Below are 24,121 nucleotides of genomic sequence, written 5' to 3' on the forward strand. Positions count from 1 at the left end.
TCAAGCATTCGTGTTTTGCTACCGGCAAAAGCACCTTCTCACGAGCCTGCGACTTCCTCTAGCGATTGCAGTTTTTCTAGCTACGCTTGCCAGCAAGAGAACGGCGTCACCGCGCCCACTCGTTACTGGTCACGAAAGGGAGCCGACATTCATGGACAGCGTGCAGGACCTGTATCCATCAGCAACCGTCCTGGTGGTGGACGACACCCCCGACAACCTGATGCTGATCGCCGAGTTGCTCAAGGACAAATATCGGATCAAGGCAGCCAACAGCGGCGAGAAAGCACTGCGTCTTCTGCAAAGCGATCCGCTTCCCGACCTGATCCTGCTGGACATCATGATGCCCGGCCTGTCCGGGTATGACGTTGCCGAGCAGCTCAAGGGTGACCACCGTACTCGCCACATTCCGATCATTTTCCTGACTTCCATGGTTGCTACAGAGTACGAGATTCGCGGTTTGAGCCTGGGGGCTGCGGATTACATCACCAAACCGATAATCCCTCCGGTGCTCTTGGCCAGGGTCGAGACTCAGATCAAGCTCAAGTCGGCTGCAGACTTCCTGCGCAATCAGAACGAATTCCTGGAACAGGAAGTGCAGCGCCGGACCCGGGAGGTGATCGCCATCCAGGACGTCACTATTCACGCCATGGCATCGCTGGCCGAAACCCGCGACAACGAAACCGGCAACCACATTCGCCGTACTCAACACTACGTAAGACTACTGGCCGAACTGCTGCGCGAGCATCCGCGCTTCCGGCACTTCCTCGATGAGGAAACCATCAAGCTGCTATTCAAGTCAGCACCGCTGCACGATATAGGCAAGATTGGTATCGCTGATCGCATCCTGCTCAAGCCGGGACGTCTTACTGCGCAAGAATTCGAGATCATGAAGACCCACACCACACTGGGGCGCGACGCGATCCAGCACGCCGAGGATCAGTTAGGAATCAAAGTCGACTTCCTTCATCTGGCCAAGGAAATCGCCTACGGCCATCAGGAAAAGTGGGATGGCAGTGGCTATCCGCAAGGGCTGGCCGCCGACGACATACCGATCAGCGCCCGTTTGATGGCCCTGGCGGATGTCTACGATGCGCTGATCAGTCGTCGCGTGTACAAACCCGGCATGCCCCATGAACAGGCAGTCGAGATTATCCGCGAAGGCCGCGGTTCGCATTTCGATCCGGACATCTGCGACGCGTTTCTGGCCAATGCCGAGCAGTTCCGTGAAATCGCACTGCGCTTCATCGACAGCGACCACGACATGGCGAGGCAGTTGGCCTTGCTTGAGCAAAACGCTGACCACTCCTGAGCCCTTGGCATCACTGCACATCAAGCTGAACGAGGCCGTATATGAACAGACTGTTCGAGCTGCTCGAGCGCCTGTCCCTGCGCAATAAATTGATCATCGGCTTCGCCGCACTGCTGATGTTGAGCCTCGTACTGGGTGTGCAAAGCCTGCGCACCCAGTATTCGCTCAGGTACGAAATGCAGCAGTTGTACCAACAGGATCTGGTCGGTATCCAGCATGTGCAGGAAGTCCGGGTGCAGTTGCCGCATCTATTGCTGGCAATGCAGCGCGCAATCGCTACCAACAACGCAGACATCCGGATCAGCGCCAGAGCCCAGATGGCCGTCGCCCAGAAACGCCTGCTCGAGGCTCTGGAGCAGCTTCGACCGACACTGCGACGACAGAGCAGTCTCAACAGCCTGTTGGAATTCGAAGTGGTGTTGCGGCGCCTGCAAAAAGACGGCGATGAAGCACTGGAGTTCGCCGGCAAGGGCTCCCTTGGTCAGGCCCTGACATTACTCAACAGTAAGGATTTTCTCGCGCTGGAACAGGGAGGCGACGAGTTGCTCACTCAGATACAGAACAACAAGGAAGCCGACATCCACGATATGGCGAAGAGTCAGGTTGAGTATGCACAGCGAAGCAGCACGATCACTTATGTCTTGCTGCTGGGCGGTTCGACGCTGGCCTTGCTCTTGACCTGGCTGGTCAGTCAATCCATTCGCGTGCCGCTCAATCGGGTGCGCGTGGCGGTTGACGAGTTGGCTTGTGGCAAGCTGGACGGTCAGATTCCTCACACCGATCTTCGCAACGAAACCGGCGACCTGGCGCGTGCCATTGCCACGCTGCAACTGGAGGCTCGTCAGCTTGAGCGCCAGCGCTGGGTCAAAGCCCACGCCTCGCTGCTGCAAGTGGATCTGCAACAGGCAGAGACGCCACAACAGTTGGCGCAGGCTTTTTTCAGCCGTATCGCGCCACAGTTGGGCATGTGCCAAGGGGCTTTGTATGTCCTCTATGAGGGCGCGTCACGTCTTCGGTTGGTCGGCGGTTATGCGGTGGATAGTCAGCAGCCTCTGTCGACTGAGGTTGAACTCGGTGAAGGATTGCTCGGCCAGTGTGCATTGGATCACCAACCTCGCCAGCTCGACGATCTGCCTGAACGGTTCTGGCATGTGCGCGCGCAATTGGGTACAGCCCCCGCCAGCCATCTGCTGGTTCAGCCGGTGCTGCGTGGTGAGCGCTTGCTTGGCGTTCTGGAAATGGCCGGCTTTCGACCGCTGGAAGAAAATCAGGCGTTGCTCTTGCAGGAAGTGCTGCCCAGGCTGGCCGGTGCCATGGCGATCATGGAGCGCAGTGAGGCGGCTCGGGCACTGCTGCAGGAAACTCGTCGCCAGGCGGACGAAATGGGTGCGCAAACTTTACTGCTGGAACACCAGGCCAGAGAACTTGAAGCCCAGCAGACGGCACTGCGCGCTACCGAGGCCTGGTATCGCGGCATTATCGAGGCGGCACCGGATGGCATGTTGGTGCTGGGGGCCGACGGCCGCATTCTGATGACCAATCCACAAATGGACACACTGTTTGGTTATGAACAAGGCGAGCTGATCGGCGCCAGCATTGAGCGTCTGGTGCCGCAGGCTGCACGCCAGCGGCATGTCGGATTGCGCGACGGTTTCATTGCCAGCGGCGGAACCCGGCAGATGGGCGGCGACCTCGGTGACCTGAGCGGCGTGCGCAAAGACGGCAGTCTGTTCTCCGTGGAAATCGGCCTGTCCCATTTGCCTCGCCTGGAGGGCCGCGGCGTCTGCGTTTGCGCCTCGGTGCGTGACGTGAGTGAGCGCAGGGCGATGGAGGCGAAACTGCGCACTGCCAGCGATCGCCTGAATCTGGCGCAAGAGGCCGGCGACATCGGCTTGTTCGACGTTGATCTGGTCAGCGGTACAAATTACTGGACGCCCCAGCTCGAAAGCCTTTTCGGTCTGGAGACTGGCGCATTCGGCGGCACGCTGGAGCACTGGAAGGCGCTGGTCCATCCCGATGACGTAGCGCGCGTCAGCAGCACGTTCGAAAACGCCGTCCAACGGGGCGATGATCGCGTCGAGTTCGACTTGCGCATCGTGCGTAAAAACGATGGAAAGGTGCGCACATTCCGGTCGCTCAACCGCTTCTCACGCACCCCTGACGGTAAGCCGTTACGTGCGACCGGTATCAACATCGACGTGACTGCGCTGGCAGAGGCGAGGGCAGTGGCCGAAGAGGCCACGCGGGCCAAGAGCGAGTTTCTCGCCAACATGAGTCATGAGATCCGAACGCCGATGAACGCCATCATCGGCATGAGCCATTTGGCGTTGCGTACCGAACTTGATAAGCGCCAGCGCAACTACATTGAAAAGGTTCACCGATCGGCGGAGAACCTGCTGGGGATCATCAACGACATCCTCGATTTCTCCAAGATCGAGGCTGGCAGGATGAGCCTTGAACAACTCCCGTTTCGCCTCGAGGACGTACTCGACAGCTTCGCGGCCATGATTGGCCTGAAAACCGAATACAAGGGCCTGGAGCTGCTGTTCCAGATCCCGCCCGACCTGCCCACTGCACTGCTCGGAGATCCCCTTCGTCTTGGCCAGGTGCTGATCAATCTGGGTAACAACGCCGCCAAATTCACCGAGCGCGGTGAGCTTGTGGTCGGCGTGGAAAAAGTCAGTATGCACAACGAGCGCGTGGAGCTGCATTTCTGGGTGCGCGACACGGGCATAGGCATGACGGTCGAGCAGTGTTCACGCCTGTTTCAGTCGTTCAGTCAGGCTGACAGCTCGATTACCCGCAAGTACGGTGGCACCGGGCTGGGCTTGTCTATATCCAGGAAGCTGGTGGAACTGATGGCCGGCCGCATTTGGGTCGAAAGTGAGCCTGGAGTCGGCTCCACGTTTCATTTTCAGGTGCAGCTCGGTGTGCAGCAAGACGCTCAGCCGCGCCGAATGTTCAAGGCCGGCGAACTGATGGGGCTGCGGGTACTGGTCGTGGATGATAACGCCAGTGCCCGTGAAATCCTCTCGGGTATGGCTCGCAGCTTTGGTCTGGAAGTGGACGTCGCGCAGTCCGGTAGTCTGGCCCTGCGCATGCTCGGCGACGCCGAACTCAAGGCGCTGCCGTACGATCTGGTCCTGATGGACTGGCGGATGCCCGGCATGGATGGCATGGAAGCGGTGAGCAGAATGCATTCCGCCAGCCTGTTGCATACGCCGTCGGTGATCATGGTTACCGCCTTTGGCCGTGAAGAAGCTTGCGAGGAAGCCGACCGACAGGGTATCCAGTTGCCGGTGGTGCTGACCAAACCCGTAACTCCGTCCTCTTTGCTGGAAGCTATTGGTATGGTGCTGGGAAAAGGCCTGAACGGCGATACTCGGGCTGGCGAACGCGCCCAACTCAACGCCAGCACCGTAGACAGCTTGAAGGGTGCGCGGGTGCTGCTGGTCGAGGACAACGACTTGAATCAGGAACTCGCCTGCGAGCTGCTGGAGAGTGCCGGAATGCGACTGCGACTCGCCAGGCACGGCCAAGAGGCGCTGGACATCCTGGCCGAGGATGACGACTTCGATGGCGTGCTGATGGATTGCCAGATGCCGGTTATGGACGGCTACACCGCGACCCTGAAAATCCGCCAGCAGCCGCGTTTCAACGCTTTGCCGGTGATCGCCATGACCGCCAACGCAATGGACGGTGACCGCGAACGAGCGCTGCACAGTGGTATGAATGACCATATATCCAAGCCACTCAATGTCGAGGCGATGTTCGCCACATTGGCAAAATGGATCAGTCCACGGGCTGCGCTTGCATCGCTGAATGCAACGCTGTCGGATCGGTTGCCAGACCGTATCGAGGGTATTGATGTGGCGGCCGGTTTAGCCACCTGCATGCAGCGGCGAGACCTTTATTTACGTCTGCTGTGCAAGTTTCGCGACACTCAGGCAGGCTTCGCCGAGCAATTCGAGGCCGCACTCGACGACCTCGATCCTGGCGCCACCGAACGACTGGCGCACAGTTTGCGCGGCAGTGCCGGCAACATCGGCGCCATGGCCGTGGCTCAGGCTTGCGCGCTGCTGGAACAGGCCTGCCACAACGGCGAGTCTGCTAGCGTGCTGCGAAAGCTGGCGGCGCAGGTCGAAAATTGCTTGCTCCCGATCTTGGCGGCGCTGGCCAACCTGACCGCAAACGCCCCGGCATCAATAGATGATGGTGTGCTGGTCGGGTCAGAAATCAGTGAGCGACTGAACAGTCTCAAAGATCTTTTGGTACAAGGTGACACCGCGGCACTGGACGCAGTTGCCGAACTTCGCCACATGCCACTCGCTCGGGTCTTGGCAGAACGTCTGGCGCTGGTTGCCGAGCAGGTGGAACTGTTCGACTTTGATCGTGCTCTGGAACTCTTGCAGGAGGGGTAGGTTTTGCCGGGAGAGGGACGGCAGACTGCTCCGGTGTCCATTTTTGTCGCAAACAGGCTTTCTTTAATGCTCTAGAAGCAACGGATCAGCTACAGAACACGGTTGACGCCAGGTCAAGCCACTGTCAGGCATCATTGTTCTTTGCGATGAAGCTTCGCAACCGTGACGACGAAGGTGGTACCGCTTTCCGGATTCGAAATGACCTCGATAACACCACAGTGCGATGTAACGATCTCTGAGGCAATAAACAATCCCAGCCCCAAGCCTTCAGTAGGGCCATGGTCGATAATCGAGTGCTGAGAAAAACGACCCATCGGGTTGAAGATGAACGGGATCACGTCATCTGGAATGTGCTCACCGCTGTTATGCACGGTGAAAATGACATTCTCCTCAGCGGCGACCAGAGTGACGGTCACTGGCTGCTGGTTATCGCCATGCTGTACGGCATTGCCGATCAGGTTGGAAAGAACCTGCTCCATCCGTGCGCCATCGAAGTCCCCCACACAGGATGTTTTTGTCTGCAAGAGTATGTCCGCATCAGGGTGAAACGCCCGGATTTCATCAACGATGCGCTCGCACACAGGCAACAAATCCAGGCGCTCTCGTTTAACCGGTATACCCGGACCCATTTGGCACCGTGTTAAATCCAACAGGTCGCTGACGATCTGATTGGCACGTTTAACGCTGGTGTAAATTTGAGTGGAAATCTTGGTTGCCTTGACGCCGATGCCTTCTGAGCGCCTCAACATGTCGGCGCCGAGCAAGATAGCGCCAAGCGGGGTTCTCAGATCATGGCCAAGGATACCCAGGAATATGTTCCGTGACGCTTCGACGGCTCGTGAATAGCTTGCAATTGACTCGGCGAGGGCCTGGTCAATTGCTTCATGAAACCTTGTCATGTCATCCACATCGAGTGGCGTGCCGGCCTTGATCTGCTTTGACCACTGACCGAGGACGCTGGCTCTGAGCGCACGATATTCAGAGACCATCTGATCGATCGTGAACCCTGCCATGAGCCGCGTGACTGCGTGGGTTTCCGCTGGCGTTTCGGAGTCATTTGACGGGGCATTGCCATGTGCCTTCGCCAGTTGTTCTTTTGCAGTCTGTTTAGTCCGCAAATCGAGCACGATGGCGTGGAGCATCTGTTCGGCATGATCACGCAGCGCTTCTGTGTCCAGCGGTGCGCCGGGCGTTTCTATCGTTCGCGCAAAATCTTCCCAGTCCTGCAGAATCGGCTCGAGGTTGGTGGTGATGAAGTCGGACAGTCGCATGTTCGTGATCCTGGTCAGGAGCGCGAGTTCCAGACAGGAAAGATGGGGAAGCCGCAACGTGAAGTAGAACACGGATTTGCTGTTTTGCTGCGCTGTCCTATCAAACGTAGCGCCCTGAACGCTGATTCCGCTATGCGTTACTTGGGCGCTCGCCCTACAGGACAGCATTCACTTTGCCGCTAGCGCTTATCTACCCCCGGCACATCCATGTTTATCTTGCGCCAGGCACCTTCGGAGAAACTGTAAACCGAGAATGCGATCAATCCCAACGCCATCACCATCAGAATCAAACCGCCAAAAGGCATGTTTTGCAGCGCATCAAGGGCTTCCTTCATGCCCGGGGGATTGGTGGCTTTATAAAGAGATCCGCTGATCGCCATCAGCAGTGCAATCTCGATAAACACGACGCCTCGGGCAATCAATCCGAATTGCGCTACAGGGCGGATATAGCGCATCACATCTTCGTCAGCTTCAAAGTACTTCTCGAATGACGCTTTACAGCCTTTGATGATGTGCGCAATGCCGACACCTAACGGCACTAGCGCCACTAGGTAGACCAGCAGGTTTGAATGTTCGAACGACAAAAGATGTGCCAGCAGATCCTTGGTCTTGCCATCACCGGAATTACCCGAGCTGCCAGCACCACTGACAAGCAGGCCCAATGCAAAAACCGCCAGCGCGCCATTGACCAGACCTCCCGCGAACAAACCTGCACGAATAACGAGGCCCTTGAGTTCGGTACCGTGATGATCAACGTCGCGAACGGCTTGCAACACCCGCCATGCAGCGAAGGCGAGTAGGCCGGCCACCACCAGCCCTACTAGTACGTAGCCGAACGGCTGGCTTAACAACGCCTCGAGACTTTTATGACTGTCTTTTGGTTTCGTAGCGTCTTGAGCCGCCAGCAGCGCGAATATCCCGATGATCAGATACAGAACGCCCCGAGCGACATAGCCGCAGCGCGCGAGCAGAACAAGGGTGTGTTGGGCAAGCATTGAAATATTTCCAAACAGAGAAGGTGTATACGAGCAGACCCGCCGCTGCAGCAGGGGTTCGATAAAGCACGTTGAAGGGTTGATTGGGGAAACCTGACCGTGTTCTGTTAATGCGATTGCCGAAGTGTGCACATATTGCGTGTTGACTGAAGACCCTATGGCTTGCTCAGAAGAGTATTCAATGTTTATCGCTAGTCGTTTGTACACAACCAAAGGTCCTAAGCAATGATGCGAGCGATAAACCTCATGTGGCCAAACGTCTCGCCTGGCGAAAGGGCCACACTGTTACTGGGTTTCGCCTTCCATTTCTGCGTTCTGGCGAGCTATTACCTCGTGCGCCCATTGCGTGATGCGCTGGGGCTGGAGGGCGGTGCAGACAAGTTGCAGTGGCTGTTCACCGCGACTTTTCTGGTGATGCTGCTGATGGTTCCGCTGTTCGGCGCACTGGTTTCGCGGCTGCCCGCCACGCGTTTTGTGCCGTTGATCTATCGCTTCGTCGCCTTGTCGATGCTGGTGTTTGGCGTGTTGATTGCCAACAGGGTTGCGCCGGTCCAGGTGGGGCAGGTGTTTTTCGTCTGGATCAGTATCTACAACCTGTTCATCGTTTCGATTTTCTGGAGCGTACTGGTCGACCGGTTTTCCAGCGCACAGGGGTTGCGTCTGTTCGGTTTCATTGCGGCGGGAGGAACCCTGGGTACGTTCGTCGGCCCTCTGCTGGCAGCGACCATGGCAACAAAGCTTGGCCCGATAGCGTTGACCTTTGCAGCGGCGGTCCTGCTGGAATTGGCGGTGCGATGCTATCGGGGACTGTTGTCCCGGACTGACACGCAGTCTGCCGGCCCGATAACGGCTGAACGAGAGATGGGCGGCAGCATGCTTGCGGGCATCACGCTGATCACACGCTCGCCCTATCTGCTAGGGCTAGTGCTATTCATGCTGCTGCACACGACTGCCGCGACTTTCCTGTATTTCGAGCAGGGCCGGATAGTCGCTGGCAGTTACTCGGACGTGGCCAGCAAGACGCAGTTTTTTGCTGTCGTCGATCTGATCGTGTCGGCGCTGACCCTGATCTTTCAACTATTGCTGACCGGGCCGTTGATCCGCCTCGTTGGCGTCGGCGGGGCACTGGTCGCATTGCCCGTGGCGACCATCGTGGCTTTCACTGCGATGGCATTGGCACCGGTGCCGGCCACGGTGGCGCTGGCGCAAGGTTTGCGCCGCGCTATCGAATTTGCCGTTGTGCGCCCGGCGCGGGAAGTGCTCTGGACGGTGGTCAGCCGTGAGGAAAAGTACAAAGCCAAGAATGTCATCGAGACGCTGGTGTATCGAGGCGGAGACGCCGCCAGTGGCTGGCTGTCCGTCGGGTTGACGGCAGTGGGCGCCGGGTTTGGATTGGTGGCAGTATTTATTGTGCCCGTGGCAGGGCTTTGGAGCGTCCTTTGCTTCTGGTTAGCCAGACGGCAGCGGCAAAAGGCAACGCTGAACGCCTCGTCATCGTGAAAGAGTCGCTGCTCGATCATCTGGCGGAGGGTTCGTTGCACCCCAATCGGCGTTGAAGAATACAAATGCGAATACGTATCAAACACTCGCAATGTCATATATCATCCCCCGCGAATTATTGGCACGTATGCCGTCCCATTTGGCTATTTCCTCAAGGCTTCCTCGATGCGTCGTACTCTGGTTTCCATCTGTGTGCTTCAGGCGTTTTCCGCTTCCTCTTGGGCGGAGCAGGCGACATCCGATACAACCGTTCTGGAGTTGCAGGCGACTGACATCGTCGGTACTTCCGAGTACGAAGCCCCCCAAGGCCCGGTGAAGGGCTACCGCGCAACGCGTTCTGCCAGCGCAACGCGAACCGATACGTCGATTCATGAGACACCGCAGTCACTCAGTGTGGTGACCAAAGATGCTGTCGAAGACATCGGCGCTACTCGCCTTCAGGACGCGCTTGATTACGCCGGCGGGGTAGGACGGGCCAATAACTTCGGTGGCCAGGGACTGACTACTTTCACGGTGCGTGGATTTACCACGGGCGAGTTCTATCGCAACGGTTTCCCGATCAACCGTGGTTATCCGAACATGCCGGATGCGAACACCATCGAGCGTCTTGAAGTACTGCGAGGCCCGGCCACTACTCTCTATGGCCGGGGTGATCCGGGTGGCACGTTCAATGTGGTCTCCAAACAGCCTTTGACGGAGCGCACCGTGACCCTGGGCAGCCAGCTCGATGATCAGGGAATGAAGCGTGGCACGCTGGATGCGTCCGGCCCGCTCGACGAAGAAGGCCGACTGGCCTATCGCTTGAATGTGGTGGGAGAGGGCGGCGATACCTTCCGTGATCATGTTGAAACCGAACGCTATGGTGTGACGCCGGTAATTTCCTGGCAGGCCAACGACGATACCAAGGTGATCTTCGAGGGCGATTTCATGCGCAATAATCACCCGCTGGATCGTGGCGTGACGCGCTATCCGAAGCAGATTGGCACCGCGTCTCGCGATACCTTCTTTGGCGAAAAGAACGTTGGCAAACTGCACAACGACAACAACATGGCGCAGCTGCGTTTCGAACATCTGCTAAGCGATAACTGGACGTTGGGCGGTGGTTTCCAATGGCTCGACGGCTCCTTGCAGGGCAATGCCATTGAAGCGAATGGCGTCGCTGCCGACGGGCGCACGCTGGGGCGCAACTTCAACTATCGCAAACTGGAGTGGACGGACAAGGACACCCAGCTGAACCTCACCGGACACTTTTCAACTGGTGGTTTCGATCACACGCTGCTGACCGGAATCGAGTACGAAGATTACGACTACAAGTCCATCATCCAGCGTTCCAGCGGCGCAGTAAGTGCCTACCCGATTGATATCTTCAATCCAGTGTATGGTCAGCCTCGTCCAGCCCTGGCCCGCACACCCACCCACGACAAGGAAAATCTCAAGACCTACGCCGCCTTCATCCAGGATCAAGTGGCATTGACCGAGCGCCTGAAAGTTTTGGCGGGCGCCCGGTTCGAGCGTTTCGAGCATGACTATGAAACCTATGTACCGGGCGGCAAAAGCTGGGAGGCAAGCGACAATGCGGTGACCCCGCGTCTCGGAGTCCTTTATGACCTTACCGATACCGTCGCGGTGTACGCCAATACCGCGCGCTCATTCAAACCCAATACGGGCGCGAGTCGGCAGGGTGGCGGTTTTGAGCCGGAAAAGGGTAAGTCTTATGAGGTGGGGATCAAATGGGAGGCGCTGGATCGCCAGTTGAGTGTTGACGCGGCGATCTACCAGATTGAAAAACGCAACGTCCTCACCACCGATCCTGTGGACTCCACTTTCAGCGTGGCGGCCGGCGAGGTACGCAGCCGTGGCTTTGATCTCAACGTCGCAGGCAACGTAACCCCAGAGTGGCGGGTGATTGGCGGTTATGCCTATGTGGACGCCGAGGTCACCAAGGACAATGTAATTCAGTCGGGCACACGACTGATGAACATTCCGAAGAACAGCTTCAGCCTGCTCAACGTTTACGAATTCCAGGATGGCAATCTGAAGGGCCTGGGTTTGGGTATGGGCAGTAAATACGTTGCCGAACGTGCAGGCCAGACCGCTAACACCGCATTCTCGATGGGCAGTTACACCGTTGTCGATTTGCTCAGCTTCTACAAGATCAACGACAAGGTCAGGCTTAACCTTGATGTGAAGAATGTCTTCGACCGGGATTACGAAGAAGGCGCCTTTGGTAATGTCTACGCGTACCCTGGTGAGCCGAGAACAGTTCAAGTGGGTGTTTCTTACACTCTGTAGACGATTCGGTGAAATGAAGCGCTGTTAATCATGCCCGCAGGACGGGAGAATACTGATCCATAAACTTCAGTGGAATCCGCATGCGATATCGACGCCTCGACCTGAACCTGTTGGTTGCGCTGGATGCCCTGCTGAGTGAGTGCAGTGTGAGCAGGGCGGCCGAGCGTCTGTGTCTGGGGCAGTCAGCTACCAGTTCGGCACTCGGGCGTTTGCGTGAATATTTCAACGACCCGTTACTGGTGCAAGTGGGGCGGCGTCTGGAGCCAACGGCGTTGGGCCTGGAGTTATTGCCGAAGGTGCGTGCGGCCTTGGCTCTGACGCGGGAAATCGTCGATGCACCGCTGAATTTCGACCCGGCCCAGTGCAATCGGCACATCACTTTGGTGGCCTCCGATTACGTGGCGGACGTGCTGTTTTCGGCAGTCAGCCGTGAATTGGCGCATATCGCTCCGGGCGTTCGTCTGAGCCTGCGGGACATGCCGCTGCCGCGCGACGGTGATGTCGTCAGCGAGGCGCTCGACTATCGGCGCAGTGATTGTGTGATCGTGCCGCGGCAACGCGTGAATCCCGCGTACTCGCAGATGCCGCTGATGACTGACCAACTCTGTTGCATCGTCTGCGCGCAGCACCCGCAGTTTGCCGAAGGCCTCAGCCTGGCCGACTATTGCGCCGCGGAGCACGTCGTGCGCGAGTTTGCCGACGGGCGCAACCTGGCAATGGACGCCGTGCACCTGCATGAACTGGGCATTGAAAGGCGTGACGCGGTGACTGTTGAAAGCTTTGTACTGATGCCGGAATTTATTGTCGGCACTGCGCGCATCGCCACCGTGTTCCAACGGCAGGCGCAGCGCTTTGCACAGCGTTTCCCGTTGCGCATTCACCCGGCACCGCTGGCGTTTCCGCAGGCCGAGCAAGTCCTGCAATGGCATCCCTATCAAGAACATGACCCGGCCATGCAATGGTTTCGCGGCCTGCTACTGGAGCAGGCCGCGCTGCTCGATCAACCGGGGACCTGATCACCGCTGTCGGCCACCAGTCCGGCGTGGGCGATTGCGTGTAATGCACAGCGTTCGTCGTTGTCCGAGGTATCGCCGCTGATGCCGATGGCACCGAGAATTAAGCCCTCGACATTACGGATCAGCACGCCGCCCGCCACCGGAATCACCTCGCCGCCGGTCAAACTGTTGATGGCATCGAAAAATGCCGGCATGGCCTGCGCACGTCGTGCCAGCTCACGTCCTCCAAAACCCATGCCCAGGCAACCGCGCGCCTTGCCGGTGGCGATTTGTGGGCGCAGAAATGTCGCGTGCTCGTCACGCAGAACCGCCAGTGAATGGCCTGCGGCATCCAGTACGGCGACGCCCAGAGGTTTGATCCCGGTGTCCCGAGCGAAGCGCATGGCTTCACTTGCCATGTTCATGGCGGTCAGCAAATCGAGTCGTTGCATGGCATCAGTCCTCATACCGTCCACTTACCCAGTTGGGCAACGCGGTCGCGGGTGTAGAGATCTGTCCATTTCAGCGAGTTGAAATCAGACACTTGTTTAGGATTGTAGGGGCTGCGATCCATGCGCACCGGTTGGCCGGATTTATAGACGGCTTTAATGCGTGACCGGTCTTGAAGGAGACGGATGTCATCCAGCGGCGAGCCGTCGAGCAAGAGAAAGTCTGCCTGCTTGCCCACTTGCAGCGAGCCAAGGGTTTCACCGCGCGGCATGCAGCGCGCACCGACAGCGGTTGCGGCGTATAACGCTTCGGCCGGTGTGAAGCCGAGTCGGGTCACCAGTAACTCCAGTTCTCGGGCATGCCACTCGCCGTACGGTGTTACCGCAAAACCGCTGTCACTGCCGCAGGCAAAGGGTACGCCGGCAGCCTTGGCGCGCTTGAGTACCGCCGAACCCACTTCCAGTGTGCGTGCGCAATAACCCGCATAACCCGTGCTGATCGCCGGGTCATGGGGCTGGCAGAAGTCCACAGTGTTTTGCGGAAACGTCATGGTCGGGGCAAGAATGCTGCCGGCCTCAAGCAATGCTTCGATGCATGCGTCATCCATATAAAAGGCATGGAAAACCAGATCGACCCCTGCGCGTGCCGCGTACATCACGGCCTCGCGACCGTAGGCATGAGTGGCGACTTTGCAGCCCAGGCGGTGAGCTTCTTCGACCATCTCAAAGGTTTCGTCGGCGGTGAAGGCCGCAATGATTTCACCATTGGGGCGGCGGTGGGTGCCGTCCATGGCGATCTTGATCAGGTCGACTCCATCCTTGGCTTGCTTGCGAATCTCCGCGAGGGCGTCGCTGCGGCTGGTGACCAGTTGCGCCGTGAAGTATTCCGGGGCGCCGACCCGGCTCGGGAACCAGTCGTTAAGGCTCTGGCGATTGGTGATGACGCGGCTGCTGGCCGCGATGCGCGGGCCTTCAAACAAACCTGCGGCGACGGCATTGCGCACGGCGATGCTCAGCTGGCCGCTGTCGCCGGGGCAGACCATGCTGGTGACGCCGGCAGCCAGTACGTGCTGCGCGAAAAACATCCCGCGCAGTGCGCGAAACTCGTCGCTGGTCCACAGATCAATGTCTTCTTCGCTTTGCGCATTACCGAACGCCAGATGCGTGTGCACATCCACCAGACCCGGCATGACGAAGTTGTCGCCGGCATCCACTTGTGTGTCGCCAGGCTGGGGAGAGGGTGCCATCGCGGTTGGGCCGACGTAAGTGAGCAGGCCGTTTTCGACGATCAAGGTTTGTTGTTGGCGGGTTTCAAGTCCGGTGCCGTCGAACAGGGTCTGGCATTTCAGATGCAGGGCAGTCATGGCGTCTTCGCTTTGTGATTTTTATGCAAAGCGAGGCTAAAGAGCAGGCGGGTGCAGAACCAGCAGATTGCATCGATGCCTGCGTATTGATCGCGTCAATAGGTGCCTTTGGTTCAACCCGTAAACGCAAAAACGCCGGAGAATCGAAAGATTGTCCGGCGTTTTTTTGGGCGTGGTTCCAACGGATCAGGCGGTGCGGCCACCCAGGGTTTCGGCGATCCAGTCGGCGATGTATTGACCGGCATTGATGCTGTTGTCGAAGCTGGAATGCTGCACACCGCCCTCACGCTCAGTGAAGATTTTCAGCTCGCGTTTCGGGCTATTGACCAGTTGTTCGTAGGTACGGTGCGCCCACTTCAGCGGGATCTGCGAATCCTTTTCACCGTGGGTGACCAGGAACGGCACCTTGATGCGATCCAGTATGCCGTCCAGATGCACGTTTTCGGCGATGGCCATGAAGTCATCAATGTCTTTGGCACCCCACACCCAACTGACGTGCGACCAGTAATGCGGCACCGGAAAGCTGCCTTCTTTTTCCAGTCGACGCTTTTGCACATCGCGCCAGTCGTGGTTCGCACCCCAGACCACGCCGCAGGCAAACCGCGGCTCGAAGGCCACCGCGCGCGGGCAGTAATAACCGCCGAGGGAGACACCTTCCAGGCCGATGCGCTTGGCATCCACGTCGCTGCGGGCTTCCAGCCAGTCGACCACGCGACTGGCCCAGTGCTCACTGTCATAACGGGCGATCAGGTTGTGCAGGCGCAGCGCTTCACCGGTTCCGGGCTGGTCGATGATCAGCGAAGACACGCCGCGTTTTGCCAGCCAGGCCGGCAGGCCGACGCGGTATTTCATCTCTTTGGTCGAATCCAGCCCGTTGACCTGAACCAGCAGCGGCGCGGGGCCGCTCACCCCTTCAGCACGGACCAGCAGGCCGGAAATATGTTTGCCTTCATACGGGATTTCGACGCGCTCACAGTTTTCCCGCGACAGCTCGATACCGCGTTTGAAGGTCTGCAAAAAGCGCTGATACAGTTCGGTACGGCCCGCAGCGCCGTGGGCTTGCAAGCGTTCGCACGTCAGGTAATAGGTGGCGGCGCGACTGTATTTTTCGCCGGCGGAAAGCAGCCGGCCATTGCCTTCATCTTCTTCGGCGAGGCCACACAGCTTGTCGGCCATTTTTGCCCAGGTTTCGCGAAACGCCTGGGTGCCGGCGGCGTCAGGTTGCTTGGCAGCTTCTTGCAGCGGGGCACACATTTCTTCGATTTCGCCCATCCGGGCGCCCATTTCAATGGCCAGATCGACAGAAAGATTCCACACGTAGTTAGTCGGGAAGTAGCGGAACATTATTGTTGTCCTTGTGGTTGCCTTGACGATTGCAAGGCACGTTAAGGACGGCCCGACTATTTGGCCAATCGTGACTCGGGATGGGAGGTATCGCGAGCGGCGATAGCAGCCGGTTCCAGATCCGTGATGAATTCGCTGATGCGCTCGCGCAGCCAGCGGTGCATGGCATCGCCATCGACGCTGCGGTGCCAGAGCATGAACTCACGCATGACCGGGATCTTGACCGGCGGCGGCAGGATGCGCAGCGGCAGATATTCGGCGTACAGACGCGCAAGGCGTTGGTGCATGGTCGCGATACGTTGGGTGCCGACAATCAATTGGGGGAGGGTATTGAAGTCATTGGTGATGACTTCCAGTCGGCGATTGAAACCGTACTGGTTCATGAACCATTCCTCGATGCTCATGTGCCGGGTCCGCCCGAAGCCGACCGACACGTGGCCCATTTCCATGTACTGCTCAAGGGTCAGGCTGTCGCCGACCTGCGTGTTGCCTTGCCACACCACGCACACATGATCTTCTTCAAACAGCAGTTGGGACGGGTGACCCTCGATGATGTAGCGCTCGGGCACGATCATCAGGTCGACCTCGCCGCGCACCAGCAATTCGCCAGAGTTGTCGCTGGGGCCGAGCATCTCGAAGGTGATGTTCGGGGCTTCCTGATGGATTTTCTGGATCACCTGAGCAAACAGCACGCTGATCAGATAATCCGAGGTCACCAGGCGGAAATGCCGCTTGCTGACCGCCGGGGAAAACACCGGTTTGGCGGTAATCGATGACTGAATCGTCAGCAGCACTTCGCGCACCGGTTCGCTGAGCTCCACCGCATAAGGTGTGGGCTGCATCTTGCGGCCGACCTGGACGAGCAATTCGTCTTCGAAATAGGTACGCAAGCGCCCGAGTACACCGCTTGTAGCCGATTGAGTCATGTGCAGGCGTTCGGCGGCACGGGTGATGTTCTGCTCCTGGAGCAACACATCGAGCGCCACCAACAGATTGAGGTCCAGGTGATTGAAACGCATAGGCCACGTCCATTTTTATATTTATTTTCGCGATACATTCGGTCGAATACATCGCCGCGTCAACCCTCCCGTTATTCGCTGTGTCAGTCGCTGCGCAGGTATCGCGATCGGCGATAGGTCGCATCCCGACAGACGATTAGTCAGCTGCCAGATCCCGCGTCAATCTTCGCCGCAGTCGGGCCTCTTGCCGACACCACCACCGGATTCCAAGCATGGCTGATCGCCTGAACAGCCGTTGGCAACAGTCTCCACAATCATAATTTCAATGGAGTGGTAGCCATGAACATCATTGGCCTTGATGCCCTGATCTTTGGCGTCGATGACATCCAAGCCTGTAGCGATTGCCTGCGTGACTACGGCCTCGCGCCGATTGGCGTGGACAGCAATGGCGGGCGTTTTGAAGCACTGGACGGTACCGCCGTGATCATCCGGCGCGCAGACGATGCGAACCTGCCGGCCGCCATCGGCCCGGCGCCATCGATTCGCGAAACCGTCTACGGCGTAGCGGGCGTGGCAGACCTTGATGCGATCGAAGACGAACTGGCACGTGATCGCCAGGTGAGCCGCGATGCGGATGGCGTGCTGCACAGCGTCGACGACATGGGTTTTGCGATTGCTTTCCAGGTCAGCGTGCGCAGGCCGTACAGCGCCCCGGATGACTTGACCAACGCGGCCGGCAATTCCCCGCAACGTCCGCTCAATCAACCCGGTATCAGCCTGGACATGAGCGCGCTGCCGCGCACCTTGTCGCACGTCGTGTATTTCGTTCCTGATGCGGCGAAAGCCGAGGCGTTTTACGCCGAACGCCTGGGTTTCAGAACCACTGACACCTTTATCGGCGCCGGACCGTTCATGCGTCCGGCGGGTTCCGATGACCATCACTGCCTGTTCATGATCCAGACGCCACCGCACATGAAAGGCTGCGAGCACTTCACGTTCCACATGGGCAGCGGCACCGAAGTGTTGTTGGCGGGCACGCGTTTCGAGCAAAAAGGCTGGACCAGTTTCTGGGGGCCGGGCCGCCATCTCTTTGGCTCCAACTGGTTCTGGTACTTCAACAGCCCGCTGGGTTGCCATATCGAATATGACGCCGACATGGACAAGCACGACGACGCCTGGGAGGCACGTCGCGCGCCGCTGTCGGCGGATAACTCGCAGCTGTTCCTGTTCAATTCGAAAGAAAAATGGGCACCCGTCGGCCCGCCACCGAAGCTCGGCTGAACCATGGTCGACCACGGGTTTTACCTGTGCCGACTGGAAGAGCTGGTGGAAGGGCAGGCGCGTGGATTCGATCCGCTGCAACGCGGTAAAGACAGTGTTTTTGCGCTGATGCACCAAGGTCAGGTGCGGATTTATCGCAACAGTTGCCCGCATCTGGATGTACGCCTGGAGTACCGCAAAGACCGGTTCCTGTCCGCCGATGGCCAGTTGATCGTCTGTTATGCCCACGGTGCGCAGTTTCTACCTGACACCGGCGAATGCATCTACGGCCCGTGTCTGGGCCAGACACTGGAAGCGCTTGAGTGGTTTCTGGAGGAGGGTTGCGTGGTGCTGAAAATGCCCGTCGCGGGAGAGGTGCAGCTACAAAACGAGGTATCGCGCCTGGCGATACATCGCATCCCTACTCGCGATTAGTCAAATCCCTGGTTTGCCCGGAAGCTGGACCCAACGACGCAGCGCCCCGCGCTGCAGCGAATCACAAGAATAAGAAGCGAGATTGCCATGAGTGCAGTGAACAAAGTTCTGATCGTGGGCGGCGGTATCGGCGGCCTGTGTGCAGCCATCGCGTTGCGCCGCAAAGGTATTGCAGTTGATCTGATAGAACTCAAGTCGCAGTGGACCGTGTACGGCGTCGGCATTATCCAGCAGAGCAATGTGGTGCGCGAAATGGCCAAGCTGGGCGTGCTCGACGGTTATCTCGATGCGGCATACGCCTTCGAAGACGTCGCCATTTACGGCCCGGGCGGCCAGCAACTGGCTCGCATCCCCGGTCAGCGCCTCGCGGGCCCTGAATACCCGGCGAACGTCGGCATCTCGCGGCTGGCCCTGCACAATGTGCTCAGCACCACGGCGATGGAGCTCGGCGCCAATGTGCGCCTGGGCCTCAGCGTGGAATCGCTGAATGACCGGGGTGACAGCGTCGAGGTGGTGTTCACCGACGGTACTGACGGCACCTATGATCTGGTGGTCGGCGCCGACGGATTGTTCTCCAAAGTCCGCGAACTGTTGTTTGGCGACACATACCAGCCGCGCTTCACCGGCCAATCGGTGTGGCGCTACAACTTCCCACGCGCCGCGCAAATCGATCACCTCGCCAACTATCAGAGCGCCGCCGGCAACGCCGGGCTGGTGCCGTTGGCCGGGAACTTGATGTACATGTTCCTGACCTCCCATGAGCCCGCCAATCCGTGGATGGATCCCGCCACCCTGGCCGAGCAGATGCGCCAACGCCTGCAAGGCTTTAGCGGTTTGATCGGCGAATTGCGCGAGCAAATCACTGACAGCAGCCAGGTCGTTTACAAACCGATGGAAGTGATTTTCGTCGACGAGCCCTGGCATCGCGGTCGCGTCCTGCTGATCGGCGATGCCGCCCACGCCACCACGCCGCACCTCGGTCAGGGCGCCGGTATGGCGATCGAAGATGCCGTGGTGCTCAGTGAAGAACTCACGGCCGGCGGCAGCGTTGAGCAGCAACTCGAACGCTTCATGGCGCGGCGCTTTGCCCGCTGCAAGTTCATCAGCGAAAGCTCGGTGCTGGCCGGCGACAAGGAAATGCAGCAAGACCGGGATTTCGACCGTATCGGCCTGGTCAAGCAGATGCTTGCGCGCACGGCTGAGCCAATCTGATTACACACCCAGCATTCCCACAGCAGTTACCACTATAAAAACAAGAGGTTAACGCGATGGTTAGCTCAACGACTGCGACGCTCGCGCGCCGCCCGGTTCGCTTGTCTGCACCCTGCGGTTTGAGTCTGGCGGCGGCATTGGTGCTGTGTAGCCAGGCCGTTCAGGCGTTTCAGGTCGAGACCGGTAATCCCGATTTCAACCTGCGCTGGGACAACACGGTGAAATACAGCACCGCGTGGCGAACCGAGAATCCCAGCCACAAACTGACCCGTGGCCAGGTCGCGCTGAACCAGGACGACGGCGATCGTGCCTTCCAGAAGGGACTGATCTCCAACCGAATGGACATCCTCTCGGAACTGGACATGTCGTTCAAAAACGTCGGCGCACGGCTCAGTGGCGCGGCGTGGTACGACACCGAGTACCAGAACGACAACGACAATAATGACCCCAGCCGCGCCAACGCGCGTTCGGTTGGCTACGACGAGTTCACCGATGACACCCGCCACTTGCACGGCGGCGATGGTGAGTTGCTGGATGCGTTTGTCTACTGGAACGGCGAGATCGCCGAGCGCTCCACGTCCGTGCGTGCCGGGCGCCATGGTTTGATCTGGGGCGAAAGCCTGTTTTTTGGTGCCAACGGCATTGCCGGTGGCATGGCGCCGGTCGATGTGGTCAAGGCACAGTCGGTGCCCAATACCCAATTCAAGGAAATCACGCGCCCGGTCAATCAGCTCTCGGGCACGTTTCAAGTGACCGACGATGTCTCGCTCGGGGCGTTCTACCAACTGGAATGGGAAGAAACACGCTTGCCGGGCGCAGGCAGTTATTTCTCCACCAGCGACACCATCGGTGAGGGTAACGAACGCCTGATCGTCGGCGCGCCTTTCCCGGCGTTCCTCGGTGGCAACGCCGGCAGTCCGGCGGCGTTTTTCCACGGCAAAGACAAAGACGCCAAGGATTCGGGGCAGGGCGGCCTGCAATTGAAATACAACGCCGAGACCGTGGAGTACGGCCTGTACGCCATCCAGTACCACGACAAGACGCCCAAGCTGTACCTCAAACCTTCCGCCGGTGCGCCGAATTTCAGCACCGGCCAGATCGGCGACTACTACTGGGTTTACCCGGAGGAGATCCGCGCGTTGGGCGCCAGTTTCTCCACCACGGTTGATGCCTACAGTTTTGCCGGTGAAGCCTCGATGCGCTGGAACATGCCACTGGTCTCCAACGGCGTCACCGTGCTGCCGGGGGTCGTGGCCGACAACGACGATGACGCGCTCTACGCCGTCGGGCGCACAGCGCACATCAACCTCAATGTGATCGCTTCGTTCGGACCGAACTTCATTGCCAAGGAATCGGGATTCGTCGGTGAGATCGCCTGGAACCGTCTGCTCAATGTCACGAAAAACCGTGCCGCCCTCGACCCCGGCGCCACCGATGACGGCCTCGGCTTCAAGGTGGTCTACACCCCGACCTATCGCCAGTTTTTCTCCGGCGTCGATATCAGCATTCCTGTCGGCCTGAGCTATTTCCCCCTCGGCAAGTCGGCGGTTGTCAGCTCGTTCGGCCCGGATAACGGCGGCGACATGAACATCGGTATCACCGCGACTTACCTGGATCGCGTGACCGCCGGCCTGACGTACACGCATTACTACGGCCCCGAGAACACCAACCTCAACGCAGCCAGCCAATTCAACTTCCAGCAATCGCTGAAGGACCGGGATTACCTGGCCTTCTCCGTCAAGACCACGTTTTAAGAGGACTTGCGCATGACCCATAACAACAAAAATGCCGCATTCACACTCAAAGCCTTGTGCTTCGCGCTGCTCGGCAGCCTGGCGGTGTTGAGCCAGGGCGCAACCGCGGCCACGGCTGACGAAGCGGCAAAGCTGAACAAGTCGCTGACCCCGATGGGCGCTGAGCGCGCAGGCAATGCCGACGGTTCGATTCCGGCCTGGGACGGTGGCTACACCAAGGTCGACCCAGCCTTCAAGGAGGGGGGCAAACGCAGCGATCCGTTCGCAGCGGACAAACCGTTGTTCAGCATCACCTCGAAAAACCTGGCGCAGTACGCCGGCAAACTGACCGACGGCACCAAGGAAATGTTCAAACGTTTCCCCGACACCTATCGCATTGATGTGTACCCGACCCGCCGCACGGCCGCAGCGCCGCAGTGGGTTTATGACAACACGCTGAAAAACGCCACTCGCGCCAAACTGGTCGACAGCAGCGCCGGCCCGGTGCCGGAAGGTGCCTACGGCGGCATCCCGTTTCCGATTCCGAAAAATGGCGCTGAAGCCATGTGGAACCACATTCTCAACTGGCGCGGTACGTCGTTGTCCATGCACTTTCGCCATTACCTGATGACCGCCGATGGCAAACAGGTGATGACGACTGACGGCCAGGCGATCCAGGAAATGCCTTATTACTACCAGGACGGTACGCCTGAATCCTTCGCCGGCGATTACTGGCTGTTCCGTCTGCTCAACGTCGGTCCGCCGCTGCGTGCCGGCGAGCAGATCATGGGCCGTACCAACATCAACGGCGACAAGTCTCAGGCCCACGTCTACCTGACAGGGCAGCGCCGCGTACGCAAGTTACCGAACGCCTGCTGCGATACACCGACACCGGCGACTGCCGGGGTCATGTCGTTCGATGAACTGAGTGTGTTTCAGGGTCGAATCGACCGTTTTGACTGGAAGCTGATCGGCAAGCAGGAGATGTACATCCCTTACAACACCAACAAGGTGCAGGCCGCTGCCAAACCCGAGGACCTGTTTCTCGCCCATCACATGAACCCCGATGTCGTGCGCTGGGAACTGCACCGGGTGTGGGTGGTGGAAGCCGATCTGGCACCGGGCAAGCGTCATCAGCTACCGAAGGGCCGTTACTACCTCGATGAAGACACCTGGCAAGCCATGCTCGGCGACCGCTGGGACGCCAACGGCCAGTTGGCCAAAACCCTGTGGTCGCTGCCAGCGGTGCTGCCGGACTTGCCTGCCCAGGCGCAATTGTCTTCGGGCTTTTACGACCTGACCTCCGGCGCCTGGTTTATCCAGAACGTTTACACCGGCCAGCCTGAGCAGTACGGCGTGGTGGATCGCTATAAGGCCTCGGAGTTCTCGCCGGCGGCGATGGCGGGTGCCGGGGTTCGCTGAATCGGACCGGGTCACGCTGCGCAAGACGTGACCCGGTTTCACAGGATTTTCGAGGTCGCATATGAACACTTTCTCAAGGCTGGTGTGCCTGTTCGCATTGTCCTGGGTCGGGCTTGCGAGCCTGGCGCAGGCTGGCGCTGTGGGCGATACCCTGAGCACTGCGGCCATGCGAGTACCGCAAGCGCAGCACGCCGTTCTGCTGGATCTGGCTCGGGCCGGAACGCGACTGGTGGCAGTCGGCGAGCGCGGCGTCGTGGTGCTTTCCGACGACAACGGTACGAGCTGGCGACAGGCCGAGGTACCGGTATCGGTGAGCCTGACGGCGGTGCAATTTGTCGATGCCAGCCTGGGTTGGGCGGTCGGCCACGCCGGTGTTGTGCTGATGTCCAAAGACGGCGGCGAACACTGGGCGCTGCAACTCGATGGCAAGCGCGCCGCACAGCTCGAACTGAAGGCGGCCCAGGAACAATTGCCTTCAGCCGTAGACACGGATGTCGCCGCCACACGGGTGCAAACAGCTGAACGCATGGTGGACGAGGGCGCGGATAAACCCTTCCTCGCGCTGGACTTTGTCGACGCCCGGCACGGCCTGATCGTCGGCGCCTATGGCCTGGCATTCGAAACCCGCGACGGTGGGCGCAGTTGGCAGTCGCTGATCGGCCAGATCGACAATCCGGCCGGCGCCCATCTCTACTCCATTGCGCATCAGGGTGAGCGCTGGTTTATCGCCGGAGAGCAGGGCTATCTGGCGCGATCCGAAGACAACGGCCACACCTTCAAGCCACTCGACAGCCCTTATTCAGGCAGTTTTTTTACCCTGCAAACCGACGCCGACGGCACGCTGCTGGTGGCTGGCCTGAAAGGCAACGCGTTTGTCTCCCACGACTTTGGCGACAGCTTCCAACCCGCGCCCGTGGCGCTGCCGATCTCCTTCAGCGATGCGATTCGCAGCAGTGACGGTCAGTTGCTGCTGGTCAATCAGGGCGGCGCGCTGTTTCGCACCGATCGCCAACCCGGCGCGCTGCTCAAGCCCTACGGCAAACCGTTGGGCAGGCCCGTTTCCAGCCTGATCGAGGCCGCCGACGGCAGCCTCATCATGGCGGGTTTTACCGGTGTGACGCGAGTATCGCCACCCACCGTAACTGCTTCGGAGTGAGGTT

17 protein-coding genes are annotated in these 24,121 nt (G+C 59.1%); 11 read left to right on the forward strand and 6 right to left on the reverse strand.

Features of this window, described 5'->3' with window-relative positions; translation table 11 throughout:
• The first annotated feature begins 151 nt into the window (after positions 1-151).
• Positions 152-1,309, forward strand: coding sequence for an HD-GYP domain-containing protein (locus ICA15_RS23210; RefSeq protein WP_150615650.1), 1,158 nt, complete (start codon positions 152-154; stop codon positions 1,307-1,309).
• A 41-nt stretch (positions 1,310-1,350) separates the two neighbouring features.
• Positions 1,351-5,730 (forward strand): response regulator, encoded by a 4,380-nt coding sequence (locus ICA15_RS23215; RefSeq protein WP_210554765.1) that lies wholly within the window; start codon positions 1,351-1,353, stop codon positions 5,728-5,730.
• Positions 5,731-5,861: 131 nt separating this feature from the next.
• Here ICA15_RS23215 and ICA15_RS23220 read toward each other — a convergent pair whose 3' ends face one another.
• Both ICA15_RS23220 and ICA15_RS23225 read right to left on the reverse strand, forming a co-directional pair.
• Entirely contained in the window at positions 5,862-7,001 is a 1,140-nt protein-coding gene (locus tag ICA15_RS23220) for a sensor histidine kinase (RefSeq protein WP_210554766.1), read from the reverse strand.
• A gap of 179 nt (positions 7,002-7,180) precedes the next feature.
• The gene (locus ICA15_RS23225; RefSeq protein ID WP_210554767.1) at positions 7,181-7,996 is read right to left on the reverse strand and encodes a DUF1206 domain-containing protein; all 816 of its coding nucleotides are present in this window, start codon (positions 7,994-7,996) and stop codon (positions 7,181-7,183) included.
• Positions 7,997-8,221: 225 nt separating this feature from the next.
• Between ICA15_RS23225 and ICA15_RS23230 the strand changes: the two genes are divergently transcribed.
• From ICA15_RS23230 to ICA15_RS23240, 3 genes are all read left to right on the forward strand, one after another.
• On the forward strand, positions 8,222-9,496 hold the full coding sequence (locus ICA15_RS23230) for an NTP/NDP exchange transporter (RefSeq protein WP_210554768.1): 1,275 nt from the start codon (positions 8,222-8,224) through the stop codon (positions 9,494-9,496).
• Between the two features lie 165 nt (positions 9,497-9,661).
• A complete protein-coding gene (locus tag ICA15_RS23235; protein ID WP_210554769.1) occupies positions 9,662-11,788 on the forward strand; it encodes a TonB-dependent siderophore receptor in 2,127 nt (708 codons plus the stop codon).
• A gap of 80 nt (positions 11,789-11,868) precedes the next feature.
• The gene (locus ICA15_RS23240) at positions 11,869-12,804 is read left to right on the forward strand and encodes a LysR family transcriptional regulator (protein ID WP_210554770.1); all 936 of its coding nucleotides are present in this window, start codon (positions 11,869-11,871) and stop codon (positions 12,802-12,804) included.
• Here ICA15_RS23240 and ICA15_RS23245 read toward each other — a convergent pair.
• The 4 genes from ICA15_RS23245 to ICA15_RS23260 all read right to left on the reverse strand — a co-directional run bounded on the left by ICA15_RS23245 (position 12,789) and on the right by ICA15_RS23260 (position 16,959).
• Positions 12,789-13,235 carry a GlcG/HbpS family heme-binding protein gene (locus tag ICA15_RS23245; protein WP_210554771.1) on the reverse strand — a complete coding sequence of 149 codons (447 nt, stop codon included), beginning with the start codon at positions 13,233-13,235 and terminating at the stop codon, positions 12,789-12,791. The two genes, ICA15_RS23240 and ICA15_RS23245, sit on opposite strands and share 16 nt — an antisense overlap.
• Positions 13,236-13,246: 11 nt before the next feature.
• Complete coding sequence (locus tag ICA15_RS23250) at positions 13,247-14,596, reverse strand: metal-dependent hydrolase family protein (RefSeq protein ID WP_150615635.1); 1,350 nt, start codon at positions 14,594-14,596, stop codon at positions 13,247-13,249.
• Positions 14,597-14,782: 186 nt separating this feature from the next.
• Positions 14,783-15,940, reverse strand: coding sequence for an alpha/beta hydrolase family protein (locus ICA15_RS23255; protein WP_210554772.1), 1,158 nt, complete (start codon positions 15,938-15,940; stop codon positions 14,783-14,785).
• A 56-nt stretch (positions 15,941-15,996) separates the two neighbouring features.
• Positions 15,997-16,959 carry a LysR family transcriptional regulator gene (locus tag ICA15_RS23260; RefSeq protein ID WP_150603487.1) on the reverse strand — a complete coding sequence of 321 codons (963 nt, stop codon included), beginning with the start codon at positions 16,957-16,959 and terminating at the stop codon, positions 15,997-15,999.
• Positions 16,960-17,238: 279 nt separating this feature from the next.
• On the opposite strand from ICA15_RS23260, the gene ICA15_RS23265 reads away from it, so the two are divergent.
• The 6 genes from ICA15_RS23265 to ICA15_RS23290 all read left to right on the forward strand — a co-directional run bounded on the left by ICA15_RS23265 (position 17,239) and on the right by ICA15_RS23290 (position 24,117).
• Positions 17,239-18,180, forward strand: a complete 942-nt coding sequence (locus ICA15_RS23265) for a VOC family protein (protein WP_210554773.1) — start codon at positions 17,239-17,241, stop codon at positions 18,178-18,180.
• 3 nt (positions 18,181-18,183) lie between these two features.
• Positions 18,184-18,594, forward strand: coding sequence for a Rieske (2Fe-2S) protein (locus tag ICA15_RS23270; protein WP_210554774.1), 411 nt, complete (start codon positions 18,184-18,186; stop codon positions 18,592-18,594).
• Between the two features lie 87 nt (positions 18,595-18,681).
• Entirely contained in the window at positions 18,682-19,806 is a 1,125-nt protein-coding gene (locus ICA15_RS23275; RefSeq protein ID WP_210554775.1) for an FAD-dependent oxidoreductase, read from the forward strand.
• Between the two features lie 56 nt (positions 19,807-19,862).
• Positions 19,863-21,560, forward strand: a complete 1,698-nt coding sequence (locus ICA15_RS23280; protein ID WP_150603491.1) for a DUF1302 domain-containing protein — start codon at positions 19,863-19,865, stop codon at positions 21,558-21,560.
• A gap of 12 nt (positions 21,561-21,572) precedes the next feature.
• Positions 21,573-22,961: a DUF1329 domain-containing protein gene (locus tag ICA15_RS23285; RefSeq protein ID WP_150603492.1), complete on the forward strand. Its 1,389-nt coding sequence runs from the start codon at positions 21,573-21,575 to the stop codon at positions 22,959-22,961.
• 61 nt (positions 22,962-23,022) lie between these two features.
• Positions 23,023-24,117 carry a WD40/YVTN/BNR-like repeat-containing protein gene (locus ICA15_RS23290; protein ID WP_210554776.1) on the forward strand — a complete coding sequence of 365 codons (1,095 nt, stop codon included), beginning with the start codon at positions 23,023-23,025 and terminating at the stop codon, positions 24,115-24,117.
• Positions 24,118-24,121: the final 4 nt, after the last annotated feature.

Source organism: Pseudomonas sp. P116 (genome assembly GCF_020149425.1).
GTDB classification, from domain to species: Bacteria; Pseudomonadota; Gammaproteobacteria; order Pseudomonadales; family Pseudomonadaceae; genus Aquipseudomonas; species Aquipseudomonas anatoliensis.